The following is a 12,445-nucleotide window of genomic DNA, read 5'->3' as shown; positions in this document are numbered from 1 at the left end:
GCCTTTGTGGCAGATGTGGACATAAGCCCCTTTTCTTCGCCCTCGGGCACTGGGGAGAACGACCCCGGTGCCCGGGGTCGATCTGGGATAGAACAGGACCATGACCGTCCGACGGACCGACGCCGCCTCAGGCAACTCCTCCGCGCCCTCCCCGCGACCGCCGGTCCTCAAGGCACCGGAGCTCAGCCGTCTGCGTAACGGTGAGGCGGACGAGCTGGCCGCCGGTGAGATGGTGGAGGACCTGCAGCTGGCTGGGGCGGACCTGAGCGGGGTTGAGGACCGGAATCACGCACAGAATGCGACAACAAGGAGTAGAGCATGACGCTACTGACAGCCGACGACGTTCTCAACGTGAAGTTCCAGGTCTCATCGTTCAAGGAGGGCTACAACCAGGACGAGGTCGACGAGTTCCTCGACGAGGTGACCACCACGATGCGCGGACTCGAGGAGCGACTCGGCGCCCTGAGAGAGCCCGCAAGCCCCTCGCACCGGCGGGCCGAGATCCTGTTGACGTCAGGCAACGTCAGGAGCATACGGTTCGCGACCACCAGGTGGTCGGGTTACCACATCGATGAGGTCGATGCCTTCCTTGCCCAGGTCGTCGCAGCCATGGAGACGCTTGAGGCGCAGCTGGGCAACGCATTCGCCGGCCAGCCCGGCACTAGCGCCGGAGTCGGTGGGGCCTACGGCGCCGACCCGGCCCAGAGCGGGTACACCTCGGGGGGGGGGCGCCGGGACCAGCGGTTCTCAGTGCGCCGAGGCGATCGCCCAGCGTGACCAGTACATCGCCCAGCTCCAGCAGGAGAACGCCTACCTGCGCGCCGAGCTCGAGTCCGCCCAGCGCCGCCTGGGGACCTCCGGGTTCTGAACCAGCCAACCCCGACCGTCTCTCAGGCCTGCGAGTGCCGGCTGCCCGGATCAGCTCCGCTTGACCAGGGGGAAGGTGATGGTCTCGCGGATCCCCTGGCCGGTGAGCACCATGAGGAGGCGGTCGATGCCCATGCCCATGCCGCCCGACGGCGGGAAGCCCTGCTCCATGGCCACGAGGAAGTCCTCGTCCAGGACCATGGCCTCGGGGTCGCCCTTGGCTGCCGCCAGGGCCTGGGCCTCGAAGCGCTCGCGCTGGACCACGGGGTCGGCGAGCTCGGAGTAGGCGGTGGCGGTCTCGAAGCCGCGCACGTAGAGGTCCCACTTCTCGGTCAGGCCCGGCTTGCTGCGGTGGTAGCGGGTCAGCGGTGAGGTGTCCTCGGGGAAGTCGTAGACGAAGGTGGGGGCCCACAGCTTGTTGCCGACGAGCTCTTCGAAGATGTCCTCGACGACCTTGCCGGCCACGGCGTAGTCGTCGACCTCCAGGCCGATCCTCTCGGCGTGGGCGACCAGCTGCTCGCGCGGTGTCTCCACCGTGATCTCCTCGCCGAGGGCCTCGGAGACGGAGGTGTAGAGGTCGATCTTGTCCCACTGGCCCGACAGGTCGTACTCGGTGCCGTCGGCCAGGGTGACGACCTCCCCGCCCTCGGGCAGGCCGAAGGCGTCGCGCGCCGCCTGCTGGACGAGGTTGCGGGTCAGCTCGGCCATGCCGTCGTAGTCGGAGTAGGCCTCGTAAGCCTCCAGGGCGGTGAACTCCGGGGAGTGCGAGGAGTCGGCACCCTCATTGCGGAAGTTGCGGTTGATCTCGAAGACGCGGTCGACGCCGCCGACCACGGCGCGCTTGAGGTAGATCTCCGTGGCGATGCGCAGGTAGAGATCCATGTCGAAGGCGTTCATGTGGGTGATGAACGGGCGCGCGGCCGCACCGCCGTGAATGACCTGGAGCATGGGGGTCTCCAGCTCCAGGTAGTCGCGGCGGAAGAAGTTCTCGCGGATGGAGCGCACAACGGCGGCGCGGGTGCGCACCATGTCGCGGGCGGCGGGCCGGGTGAGCAGGTCGAGCTCACGACGGCGCACGCGCTGCTCCTCCGAGAGCGTCACCGCCTCGCCAGCCTCGTTGGTCCAGGTCTTGGGCAGGGGGCGCAGGGCCTTGGAGGCGATCCGCCAGGCGGGGACCTCGACGTCGTCGTCCCCGGCCGTGGCGGCCTCGGAGCCCTCGCGCAGGACGGGCTCGGCCATGACGGACAGCTCCCCGCGGCGCGAGGAGATGACGCGGCCGTGAACGAAGAGGTGGTCACCCAGGTCGACGTCGGCCTTGAAGGCGGCCAGGGAGGTGTGGCCCTCGGAGGGCAGTGCCTTGGCCGAGAGCATGGCCTGCAGAGTGGCGCCGGCCCCGTCCTGAAGGGTGGCGAAGCACAGGCGACCGGTGTTGCGCAGGAAGACGACGCGCCCGGCCACGCCGACGACGTCGTCGGTCTCGTCACCGGCCTCGAGGTGGGAGTAGGCCTCGCGCACGGCGGCAATCGTGGTGGTGACGGGCACGGAGACCGGGTAGGGGTCCCAGCCCTCGCCGCGCAGGCGCTCGCGCTTGCCGGCACGGACCTCGAACTGCTCACCCGGGCCCGGGTCGGCCTTGGGCTGCTTGGGCTGGTCCGCCGACGTCGGCGACTTCGAGGACTCGGTGCCGGCAGGGGCGTCGGTGGCGGTCGGGTCGGGGCTGAGGGTGCTCTCGTCTGTCACGTGAAGGAGTCTAACGGCGCCCGCCCGCCCCGGCCGCTCCCCAGGGCCCGACGACGCCCGCACCACATCCGATCCTGGTCACACCGGGCGGCCGTCGAGGTGGGGTCAGGCGCGGGCGTCGGCCAGGGGGATGCCGGAAGGACGCAGCCCCTGGATGCGGGCGACGGCGGAGTCGGCCGGGACCTGGCCGGGGTCGGCGCCCCGCTCCACGATCCGGTTGGCCGCGTCGACGAAGACGACGTGGGGCAGGTAGGTGCGGGCCTCGGCGTCGGACATCTGGGAGTAGGCGATGAGGATGACGACGTCGCCGGGGCTGACCAGGTGGGCGGCGGCGCCGTTGACGCAGATCTCGCCGGCGCCGCGCTCTCCGGGGATGACGTAGGTGGACAGGCGGTTGCCGTTGGTGCAGTTGCAGATGTCGACGCGCTCGCCGGGCAGCAGGTCGGCGGCCTCGAGCAGGTCGATGTCCACCGTGATCGAGCCGACGTAGTCGAGGTCGGCCTGGGTCACGGTGGCACGGTGGATCTTGGACGTCATCATCGTCCGGGTGCGGGCACTCATCGCGGCACAGCGTAGACGGCGACGGGTCCGGCGCACTGTACGGTGCGGCACAGGGTGAGCGACCCGACAGGCGCGTCCGGGGCGTCCTGGGCGGCGACCGGCCCGGCCCACCAGTTCTCCAGGACGCACCATAGGTCTGCGGGACTGCCCCTCAGGGGGACGGTCCTCGGGGACTCACGTGCGTCCGCCCGGGGGCGGGCCCGGTTCTCCCGACGCCCTGCCCGCACGAGCGCCTGCGCGAGCAGGGTGTTTAGGGGCGCAGGTCGATGAGGGTGTTGTCGATGAGGCGGGTGGTTCCCACGCGCGCGGCCACGGCCAGCAGGCCCACGGCGGGCAACTCCTCCCCCACCGGCTCGCTGCGCGGCAGGCCGAGCCCGGCGTCGGCCAGGTCCTCGAAGCCGGCGGGGTCGACGAGGGCCACGTAGTCGATCTCGACGCCGTCGGCCGCCTCGAGGGACGCCAGGGCGGCCCGGCGGATGGCGGCGGGGTCGGGGCGGGCACCGGACGTCTGAGCGGCGGCGTCGTGGCCGGCCCGGAGGGCGCGTGAGAGGGCCAGGGCCTGGCGGCGCTGCTCTGGGCTGAGGTAGGCGTTACGAGAGCTCATGGCCAGGCCGTCGCTCTCGCGGCGGATGTCGACCGGCACGATCTCCAGCGGGACGGCGAGATCGCGCACCATGGCCTCGATAATCGCGAGCTGTTGGGCGTCCTTGCGGCCGAACAGCGCCCAGCGCGGCGCGGTCAGGTGCATGAGGGTGAGCACCACCTGGCACACGCCGGCGAAGTGGGTGGGGCGGGTACGGCCCTCCAGGACGGTGGCGATGGGGCCGGGGGCGATGCGCACCGCCGGCTGCCCGGCCGGGTAGATGACCTCCGGGGTGGGGGCGAAGACGATGAGCCGTCCCAGGCCCAGGGCGCCGTCGGTGCCGGCGAGGGTCCGGGTCAGGCCGGCCAGGTCGCCCTCGAGGTCGCGCGGGTAGGAGTCGAGGTCCTCGGTGGGGGCGAACTGGAGGGGGTTGACGAAGATGGTGACCACGACGGTGCCGGCCGGTCCGACGCGGCGGGCGGCCTCGCGCACGAGGTCGAAGTGCCCCTCGTGGAGGGCGCCCATGGTCATGACGACCGCGCGGGGGCCCGGGGCGGCGGCCAGGGCGGCGGCGAGCTCGGCGCGGCTGCGGGTCAGGACGGCTGCGTCGCCGGTTGAGCAGGGGGCGGGAACAGGCGTCGGTGCGGATTCGGTGCTCACGCGCCCCACGCTAGTCGCCTCGCGCGGGCGCACCCAATCCACAAGATCAGACGAGCGAGAGAGCATAGGGGGCATGAGCGAGATTGGCGGCACAGACACCGGCACGAGCCCGAGTGAATGCAGCGGCACTGACGTGTGTCCCCGCATCTGCCGCCCGGGATTATCTTCCCGGTGTCCAGGCGCCTACTCCACGAGGTTGGGGTTCCACTGGCCAGGGGTTATCCGTACTGCACGAGCCCCCGACCCCCGTGGAGTACGCCCATCTCCCGGCCAGCAGGCCCCAGACCTCGTGCAGTACCAGGGGTCACCACGAGGGGGCCACCACCCAAAACCGCTCACCCTCGAACCGCCTACTGACGCGGCCTCTGAGCACCGGCCCCTTTGGGAACGTACTTTCGGCATGAGCACTGCGTTCTGTCATAGATGACTGCGGTCAGGCCGTATCGTCTTGGATGAAAGTACGTCCCCAACATGAAACGCAGTCCCCAACCGGGCGCGCAACCGCTCTACGTCGTAAGGCGAGCACAGAGCGGATCCGGCAAGATCCTCGGTGCCCCCGGCAACTGGCGTCTGGCGGCGCCGCGGCACAGCACGAGCATGAGAGCATCGGGGGCATGAGCGAGGTTGGCAGCACAGGGCCCGGCATGAGCAGCAGTGAACACAGCGGTACCGGTGCGGGACGGCCCGGCCGACTGGGCGTCGGCATCATTTCCGCCGGGCGCGTCGGGGCAGTCCTGGGCTGCGCGCTGCGGGCGGTGGAGCACCAGGTGGTCGGCGTCCACGCGGTCTCGGAGGACTCGCGCGAGCGCGCCGAGATGCTGCTGCCGGGTGTCCCGGTTCTGGAGGTCGAGGAGATCGTCGAGCGCGCCGAGCTCGTCCTGCTCGCCGTGCCGGACGACGCGCTCGAGCCGCTCGTCCAGGGGCTGGCGGACCTGGGCCGCTGGCAGCCGGGCCAGCTGGTGGCCCACACCTCGGGCCGTTACGGCACGGCTGTTCTGGCTCCCGCCCAGCGCTGCGGGGCGATCCCGCTGGCGATCCACCCGGCGATGACTTTCTCCGGGTTCTCCACGGATGTGGCCCGGCTCGTCGGCTGCCCGATGGCCGTGACCGCCCCGGCGGCGGTGCTGCCCATCGCCCAGGCGCTGGTGGTCGAGCTCGGCGGGGAGCCCTTCGTCCTGGAGGAGCCGGCGCGCCCGGCCTATCACGCGGCTCTCGCCCACGGCGCCAACCACCTGCTGACCGTGGTGACGCAGGCTGTGAGGGTCCTGGCGGCCGCCGGGGTCGAGAACGGGGCGGCCACGCTCGGCCCCCTGCTCACAGCGGCCCTCGACCGGGCCCTGCACGAGGGCGAGGCGGGACTGACCGGCCCGGTCTCCCGGGGCGACGCCGGGACGGTGGCCGCTCACCTGGAGGCGCTCGGCTCGCTGCGCGACGGCGAGGGCGGCAGGCTCGACGACGTCGTCGCCTCCTACCGGCAGCTGGCCGCCGCCACCACTGAGCGTTGCGAGGCCACCGGGCGCCTCACCGCCGAGCAGGCCCAGCACCTGCGCGAGGCCCTGGGCAGTTAGCGCTCTGAGGACCTGGCAGGCTGCGTAGCGGCGACGGCGCGTGCGAGCCACCGGTCGAGCTGCTCCGCGCTGGAGCGGCGCAGCGCCCGCTCGCTGATCCGGGCGGCGAGCGCCTTGGCGTCGGCGGCGTCGAGGTTGGTGATCGAGGTGGGGACCTCGTAGGCGACCATGTCGAGCTGGAGGGAGGCGAGTGCCCGCCTGCGCGCCAGCGGGCCCTGCCGCACGTTGAGCGACTGGATGCGCTCATAGGGGAAGACGGCCACTCTGCGCCGCCAGCGACCGTGGCGGACGATGACGCAGGTGTCGGTGAGGATGACGGCGGCGCGTCTCCAGGTCAGGGGGCGGAAGATGCGCCCGCGGCGGCTGATGCGCACGAAGCCGCGGGCCGCCGAGCCGGCCGGTGCCTGCGGGTCTCCGACGCCGTCGTCGTCCCGGCCGGTGAGGGCCTGGGCGAGCAGCGTATCCGGGTCGGGCACGCCCAGGTCGGGGACCACGAGCCACAGCGCGCGCAGGGCGGTGTCGCGCGCGCCCACGGGTAGCAGCAGGTTGCCGGTCTGCTGGTTCTGGCCGTCCTGGGGCCGGTCCTCGCGGCCGGCCACGGTGACGTCCACCTTCCACCAGTCCTTGCCGCGCCACAGGATCGGCTGAGCGATCCCGATGCCGTGGACCCGCCCGGGCGGGAGCGTGCGCGAGGTGTCCGAGGTGAGCCCGTAGCGCATGCGGATGCCACTGGGGGTGGCGGCGGCCTGGAAGTTCCAGGCGTTGTTGAAGCGGGACCACACCAGGGAGACCATGCCTGCGACCGTGGTGATGATCGATGTCACGATCGCGACCATCCCGCCGCTGGGTGGGTGATCGATGGCGTAGGCGACAATGCCGACCACGATCAGGGCGGCAGGCAGGATCAGGACCATGTAGGTCGAGACGCTGCGCAGCAGGGAGCCGATGAGGATACCGGCGTCGACGTTGTAGAGCGGGTGCTCTTGGAAGTGTGAGGCCCGCAGATGTGTGGAGCGCTGCATGGGGGCGGGGGTGCTCCCCAAGCCCGCGGTCCCCTCCGGGGTGGCGCACGCGGGCCGGGCGGTGGAAGCGACATCGTCGATGCTCACGGTGTCACAGCCCGCTCCGCTCGACCGGACGGCACTGTCCTCCGGAGCGGGTCCGGGTACGTCGATCTGTCCGGCGGCCAGGTCGAGGATCCGGTCGCGCAGGGTCTGGAGCTCACGGGTGGTGAGGAATCCGATGACGATGCGCGAGTCCCGGCCGCCGGCGACCTCGACGGTCAGCTGGCCCATGCCGAGGATGCGTCCGAGCAGGGGGTGGACGACGTCGACGGACTGGATGCGCGGCAGGCGGGCCGTGCGGAGCTTGCGGCTGAGGATGCCCGAGCGCAGGTAGACGCCGTCGGCGTCCACGGCGTAGGCGCGCCGCCACCAGCTGAGCAGACCGAGTCCCGCCCACAGGACGATGAGCGCGATGAATCCGAGGAGGTAGTAGCCGATCTGGTTGCCCAGGGAGAATCCGTACTCGCGGATGAAGCGGTAGGCGCGCACGAAGTCGTCGAGGTTCTGGACCGTGACGAAGGCGAGGATGCCGGTGGCGACCTTCCAGCCCTCCAGCAGCGGCGTGACGACGCTGACCCGGTGCCAGGTGACATTCTCGGGCTGGGGCAGGTCCCGGGAGGCGGCAGGCGGATCGCCCTCCTCCACGGTCTCCTCCCTGGCCTTGCGGGCGGCCTCCAGCCTGCTCTCCCAGCTGGAGGGGCTCACAGTCCGGCCATCCTCTCCTCACCGCGACGGGACAGGACCTGGCGCAGGTTCTCCGCCTCGGCGACCGGCAGCCCGTTGATCGTGGCGTCGGTGCGGGCCGAGGCCGTGTGGAGCCTGACCTCGGCGATGCCCAGCCACCGGGCGAGCGGCCCCTGGGAGGTGTCCACGAACTGCATGCGCCCGTAGGGGGTGACGGTGATGGAACGGAACATGACCCCGTGGCGCCACAGGAGGTGGTTGTCCGCCAGGGCATAGCCCATGGCCCGCACCTGGCGCGGGATGAGCCAGAGCTGCCAGATGAACAGGATCGCGGCGATCGCCGCCGGGATGAAGAACGCGTGAGAGACGAGTACGCCGGGGATGGCGAAGCCGATGATGAGGACGGTGCTGACGGCGCCGGTCCCCAGGAGTCGGGCGGTGATGAGGCGGTGCGAGACCGGGTGGAAGACGACGCCGTCGGGGGCGAAGGGGTCGCCTCCGGCCGGTGGGCGCGGGGCTGGTTCACAGCCGTGACCGGAGGCGGGAACCGGTGCTGCGGTCGAGCCGGAGGCGGGGACGGCGTCGGGGACGGAGCCTGGGCCGGTCATGCGGGAGCTCCCGGTCCCTCCGGGGCCCGCCCGGAGGAGCCGGACGAGCCATCGTCGTCGCCGTCACCGGAGATGGAGCACCACTGCTCGACGATGAATCCGATGACGCACCACACCAGGCAGGCCACCAGGCATGCGATCGAGGTCCAGGCCAGGTGGGTCATGGCCGGTGAGCGCGGCGTCACCAGCGCCAGGATGATCCCGCCGGCGTAGACGCCGCCCAGGGCGGCGCCCACAATGGCCGAGGCCTGAGCCGCGGCGGCCGTGGTGGCGGCGCCGGTGGGCGTGATCCAGGTGCGCTCCCGCGCCCGCAACCGCCTGACCGCCAAGCCGCACACGAGGACGATAGCGGCGATGACCAGCGCGGTCACCGCCCCCCAGGGGGTGAGGACCGGGACCCAGCCGAGGTGACGCAGGAGAAGGTCGCCGGCCACCCAGGAGACCACGGCGGCGGCAGCGAACCAGGTGACGGCGCTGGTCCAGCGGGTGCGCCGCATCAGGCGTCCCGGCGGGGCCCTGTCCCCGGGGCACCGCCGCCGATGACATCGTTCCACTGCGGCGGGGACTGCCAGGCGTCCCCGCCGGCGTCATCCTGCTGCGGCTGGGCCGCGGTGCCGGCCTGCTCCTGGTGCTGACCGGAGGCGTAGTTCGCGTAGCTGCCGACGTCCTGCTGGTCGCCGGGGAACCCTCCGACGCCGGCGACCCGTCCCGGGGCGTAGGAACCCTGTGAACCGGAGGCCTCGGGAGCCGAGGCCGCCTGGTAGGGCGAGTCGATCTGCGGTGCCTGGCCGGACCAAGCGTTCGAGTCGTACGAGGACTCGAACGACGCCTGCTCGAAGGGGGCCTGGTCCACCTGTGCCTGAGCGCCGAGGGGCTGAGAGGAGGCGGGCCCGGCGGCCGCGGGCGAGCTGCCCGAGATGCTGCCGACGTAGTCGGCGGCCCGGGAGGCGTCGGCCATGGAGGACTCGTCGCGGGTGGCGTCGTAGACGGGCCCCGGCTCGGCGTCGCCGGCGGCCTGCTCCACCGGGGGCTCCACATAGGGGCCGGTGGGCTTGTCCGGCAGGGAGTCGGAGTCGAGCCAGTCGAAGGCCAGCCACCGCAGGCCGCCGCGGTCGGGGGCGTTCTCGGCGAGATCGGAGACGGAGTGCCCGGCAAGCTCGGCGAAGGGGTCGGCCTGGCTCCACGGCACGAGGACGAACGCGCGCTCGGCGGCACGCGGGTGCGGCAGGGACAGCGCCGGGTCGGCGGAGGTGATGCCCTCGACCTCGATGAGGTCGACGTCGAGCGTGCGCACACCCCACGGCTCGGTGCGTACGCGCCCGGCGGAGGCCTCCAGGGAGTGGCAGACCTCGAGCAGCTCGCGCGGGGAGAGGGTCGTCAGGGCGATGACCACTGTGTTGAGGTAGTCGGGCTGGGGCTCGGCGCCCTCGGCGACGACGGCGACGGTGCGGGCCAGCGGCGCCACCTGCGTGACCTCGATGCCCTCGGCGTCCTTGAGGCTCTGGACAGCCGTGCGCAGGGACTCCACGACCCCGCCCACGTTGGCTCCCAGGCTGAAGACGACGCCGATGGGGCGGGCGGGCCGCTCGGAGAGCGGGTCGACCGGGGCGGCGGGCACCTCCGGCTCAGCAGGAGCTGTCACGCCCGCCGGGGCAGCGCCGGGCGCCGCGATCCCCGGGAAGCCGGGCTGCGTCGGCACCGAAGGCGCCGGCGCGGAGTAGGAGGTGTCGCCGGAGTGGGAGAAGCCGTCGGAGTAGGGCGCCGCGGCGCTCTCCTGGCCCTCCAGGCCCACGGCTCCGGGGTACTCGCCGGGTGTCGCGAAGGACGACGGCGCCGAGGACTGACCCGTGGCGAAGGCGCTGGGCTCGGGCTCGGCGAGAGGCTGGGAGAGCGGGTCGCCTCCGAGTCCGCCGTCGAAGTCTCCGGCACCGGACGGGGTCGAGAAGGAGTCCTGGGACGGCTCGCCGGCCGTCTCGTTGTACGTGGCCCCGCTGTAGGAGCTGGACCCGCTGTAGGCACTGGGGCCTGCGAGGAGGTCCACGGGGCTGTCGGCGACGGGGGCGGCATACCGCTCGGCCTCCTCGGAGGAGGCCACGTGGCGACCTTCCCGGGGCAGCTGGACCGGCAGCTGTCCTGCGGTGGAGCCGCTCTCGGCCGGGGCGCCAGCATCGGCGGCCGCCTCATCGGCGTAGCTGGGGGCGGAGGGCCCGAAGGTGCTGAAGGGCTTGAGGTCATCAGATTCCCCGGCGGGGGCGCTGGTGGAGGGTGCACTGGTCGACGGGGTGTCGAGCAGTCCCGCCGCGGCGGAGGCGTCGGTCGCCGCGCTGTAGGACTCTGAGGCCTCAGGAGCCTGAGAGGAGGCGGAGGAGTCCGTGGACCAGTCCGGCACCCAGGACTGCGTCGCCGCAGTGGCCCCACCGGAGACATCGGGCTCGGCCGGGACCGGCGTGGGGACGGAGGGCGCGGCGGCCGCGAAGGACGAGCGGGCCGGCGCCTCGAGCGGAGAGGCGGGCGAGGGCGTCGGAGTGATGGGCGGCTCGGGAGTCGGCACCATCGGCGAGGCAGCGGCAGCGACTCCGGTGACCGAGGCGCCCGTGAGGTCGGGGGCCTCGGAGATGAGAGGCGCCGCGGCGGTCGCGGCGGGCGACTCGTAGGCGGGAGCGGCCGGCGAGGCGGCGGCCACGGGCGAGGCCGGGGAGGAGGGCGTCCCGAAGGGCGGGGCTGAGGCGGCGACAGGCTCCCCGCCCTGGGCTGCCCAGGCGGCCTGGCTGGTGGCGGGAGACCCGCCGTGGCCCGCGGCGGCGTCGGCCACCCGGTGGATGGTCACCGAGACGTCCTCGAAGGCCACATCGAGGGGCGCCTCGGGCTTGTGCACGGTGACCTCGGCGGCGACGACGCGGGGGAAGGCCAGGACCCGCTCGGCGATCCGGTCGGCCAGCGACTCGATGAGGTTGACCGGCTCACCCTCGATGATGCTCACGATGCCGTTGGCCACGCGGGAGTAGTCGACGGCGTCGGTCAGCGAGTCGGTGACGGCGGCGACGGCGGTGCCGCGCTGCCCCAGGTCGAGGACGACGTCGACCGTGAAGAGCTGGCCCTCCTCGCGTTCGAAGGGCAGGACGCCGTGGTGGCCGCGGGCGGACAGGCCAACGAGGCTGATCCGGTCGGTGGTCGCGGAGACGGTGGTGCTCACTGGTGTTCCTTCCAGAGGGAGGCGGTGCGGACGGCGGCCCGGTTGATCGGGACCTCATGGACTCTGACGGCCCAGGCGCCGGCGGTGGCGGCCAGGGCGGTGGTGGCGGCGGTGACGGCGTCGCGCTGGACGGGGGTGGCCCCGTCCTCGGCGGCCAGGGCGAGGAATCGCTTGCGGGAGGAGCCGACCAGGAGTGGTTGGCCCAGGTCCGCGATGAGGCGGGCGGTGGCGGCCAGCAGCTCCCAGGACTGGGCGTGGGTCTTGGCGAAGCCGAGGCCGGGATCCAGGACCACCTGGGAGCGGTCGACCCCGGCGGCGTCGAGCTCGGACAGGCGCTCGCGCAACTCGGCCTCCACGCCGGTGACGACACCACCCGGGTAGTCGGTGAGCCGGTCCATGGTCTCGGGGTCGCCGCGCCAGTGCTGGCAGACGTAGACGACGCCGGTACGGGCGATGAGGCCGTGCATGGCCGGGTCGGCCAGGCCGCCGGAGACGTCGTTGATGATGTGGGCGCCGGCGTCGATGGCGGCCTCGGCGGTGGCGGCGTGGATGGTGTCCACCGAGATGATCGCGCTGCCGTCGCCATCGTCGGTACCGTCGGTGAGAAGTGCGCGCACCACCGGCAGGACGCGGGAGATCTCAGTGTCGACGTCGACCCTCTGAGCACCGGGACGGGTGGACTCCCCGCCGATGTCGATGATGTCGGCGCCCTGGGCGATGAGCTCACGGGCGTGGGCCACAGCGGCCTCGGGATCGGCCCAACGGCCGCCGTCGGAGAAGGAGTCGGGGGTGACGTTGAGGACGCCCATGAGGAGCGTCCGGTCGCAGGGCACGAACCCCGGCAGGGGGGCCGGGGCGGCGGCGGGAAGAATCGTCACAGGGTCAGGCTAACGGTTGGCCCGCCGCTGCGGGAGGAC

Annotated in this window: 11 protein-coding genes; 3 read left to right on the top strand and 8 right to left on the bottom strand. The window is 72.4% G+C overall.

Annotated features, from left to right (window positions below):
• The first annotated feature begins 100 nt into the window (after positions 1–100).
• Both BQ8008_RS00630 and BQ8008_RS00625 read left to right on the top strand, forming a co-directional pair.
• Entirely contained in the window at positions 101–322 is a 222-nt protein-coding gene (locus BQ8008_RS00630) for a hypothetical protein (protein ID WP_234415158.1), read from the top strand.
• Entirely contained in the window at positions 319–777 is a 459-nt protein-coding gene (locus BQ8008_RS00625) for a DivIVA domain-containing protein (RefSeq protein WP_234415157.1), read from the top strand. The genes BQ8008_RS00630 and BQ8008_RS00625 overlap by 4 nt, the downstream gene beginning before the upstream one ends.
• Before the next feature lie 141 nt (positions 778–918).
• Here the strand turns inward: BQ8008_RS00625 and BQ8008_RS00620 are convergent, their stop codons facing one another.
• The 3 genes from BQ8008_RS00620 to panC form a co-directional block, all read right to left on the bottom strand.
• The gene (locus BQ8008_RS00620; RefSeq protein WP_108832372.1) at positions 919–2,607 is read right to left on the bottom strand and encodes a lysine--tRNA ligase; all 1,689 of its coding nucleotides are present in this window, start codon (positions 2,605–2,607) and stop codon (positions 919–921) included.
• Positions 2,608–2,712: 105 nt separating this feature from the next.
• Positions 2,713–3,168: an aspartate 1-decarboxylase gene (panD, locus tag BQ8008_RS00615; RefSeq protein ID WP_108832371.1), complete on the bottom strand. Its 456-nt coding sequence runs from the start codon at positions 3,166–3,168 to the stop codon at positions 2,713–2,715.
• Between the two features lie 250 nt (positions 3,169–3,418).
• Complete coding sequence (gene panC, locus BQ8008_RS00610) at positions 3,419–4,420, bottom strand: pantoate--beta-alanine ligase (protein WP_108832370.1); 1,002 nt, start codon at positions 4,418–4,420, stop codon at positions 3,419–3,421.
• Positions 4,421–5,025: 605 nt separating this feature from the next.
• On the opposite strand from panC, the gene BQ8008_RS00605 reads away from it, so the two are divergent.
• Positions 5,026–5,979, top strand: a complete 954-nt coding sequence (locus BQ8008_RS00605) for a Rossmann-like and DUF2520 domain-containing protein (RefSeq protein WP_199907906.1) — start codon at positions 5,026–5,028, stop codon at positions 5,977–5,979.
• On the opposite strand, the gene BQ8008_RS00600 is transcribed toward BQ8008_RS00605, so the two are convergent.
• Genes BQ8008_RS00600 through folP form a run of 5 tightly spaced genes read right to left on the bottom strand, consistent with a single transcriptional unit; the run spans position 5,976 to position 12,406 of the window.
• Positions 5,976–7,748 carry a PH domain-containing protein gene (locus tag BQ8008_RS00600; RefSeq protein ID WP_108832368.1) on the bottom strand — a complete coding sequence of 591 codons (1,773 nt, stop codon included), beginning with the start codon at positions 7,746–7,748 and terminating at the stop codon, positions 5,976–5,978. The two genes, BQ8008_RS00605 and BQ8008_RS00600, sit on opposite strands and share 4 nt — an antisense overlap.
• Positions 7,745–8,335 carry a PH domain-containing protein gene (locus BQ8008_RS00595; RefSeq protein WP_108832367.1) on the bottom strand — a complete coding sequence of 197 codons (591 nt, stop codon included), beginning with the start codon at positions 8,333–8,335 and terminating at the stop codon, positions 7,745–7,747. Before BQ8008_RS00595 ends, BQ8008_RS00600 begins: the two co-directional genes overlap by 4 nt.
• Positions 8,332–8,832, bottom strand: coding sequence for a DUF3180 family protein (locus BQ8008_RS00590; RefSeq protein WP_108832366.1), 501 nt, complete (start codon positions 8,830–8,832; stop codon positions 8,332–8,334). The genes BQ8008_RS00595 and BQ8008_RS00590 overlap by 4 nt, the downstream gene beginning before the upstream one ends.
• A complete protein-coding gene (gene folK, locus BQ8008_RS00585; protein ID WP_108832365.1) occupies positions 8,832–11,528 on the bottom strand; it encodes a 2-amino-4-hydroxy-6-hydroxymethyldihydropteridine diphosphokinase in 2,697 nt (898 codons plus the stop codon). Before folK ends, BQ8008_RS00590 begins: the two co-directional genes overlap by 1 nt.
• Positions 11,525–12,406: a dihydropteroate synthase gene (folP, locus tag BQ8008_RS00580; RefSeq protein WP_108832364.1), complete on the bottom strand. Its 882-nt coding sequence runs from the start codon at positions 12,404–12,406 to the stop codon at positions 11,525–11,527. The genes folK and folP overlap by 4 nt, the downstream gene beginning before the upstream one ends.
• Between the last annotated feature and the right edge of the window lie 39 nt (positions 12,407–12,445).

This window comes from Actinomyces sp. Marseille-P3109, from assembly GCF_900323545.1.
Classification (GTDB): domain Bacteria; phylum Actinomycetota; class Actinomycetes; order Actinomycetales; family Actinomycetaceae; genus Actinomyces.
This window is presented reverse-complemented; position numbering and strand designations above follow the sequence as displayed.

What these genes read in the sequence shown, in the direction of transcription:
- BQ8008_RS00625 (WP_234415157.1), top strand. Translation starts at nt 319, where the DNA reads ATGACGCTACTGACAGCCGACGACGTTCTCAACGTGAAGTTCCAGGTC.
- BQ8008_RS00595 (WP_108832367.1), bottom strand. Translation starts at nt 8,335, where the DNA reads ATGACCGGCCCAGGCTCCGTCCCCGACGCCGTCCCCGCCTCCGGCTCG.
- BQ8008_RS00605 (WP_199907906.1), top strand. Translation starts at nt 5,026, where the DNA reads ATGAGCGAGGTTGGCAGCACAGGGCCCGGCATGAGCAGCAGTGAACAC.
- panD (WP_108832371.1), bottom strand. Translation starts at nt 3,168, where the DNA reads ATGAGTGCCCGCACCCGGACGATGATGACGTCCAAGATCCACCGTGCC.
- BQ8008_RS00630 (WP_234415158.1), top strand. Translation starts at nt 101, where the DNA reads ATGACCGTCCGACGGACCGACGCCGCCTCAGGCAACTCCTCCGCGCCC.
- BQ8008_RS00590 (WP_108832366.1), bottom strand. Translation starts at nt 8,832, where the DNA reads ATGCGGCGCACCCGCTGGACCAGCGCCGTCACCTGGTTCGCTGCCGCC.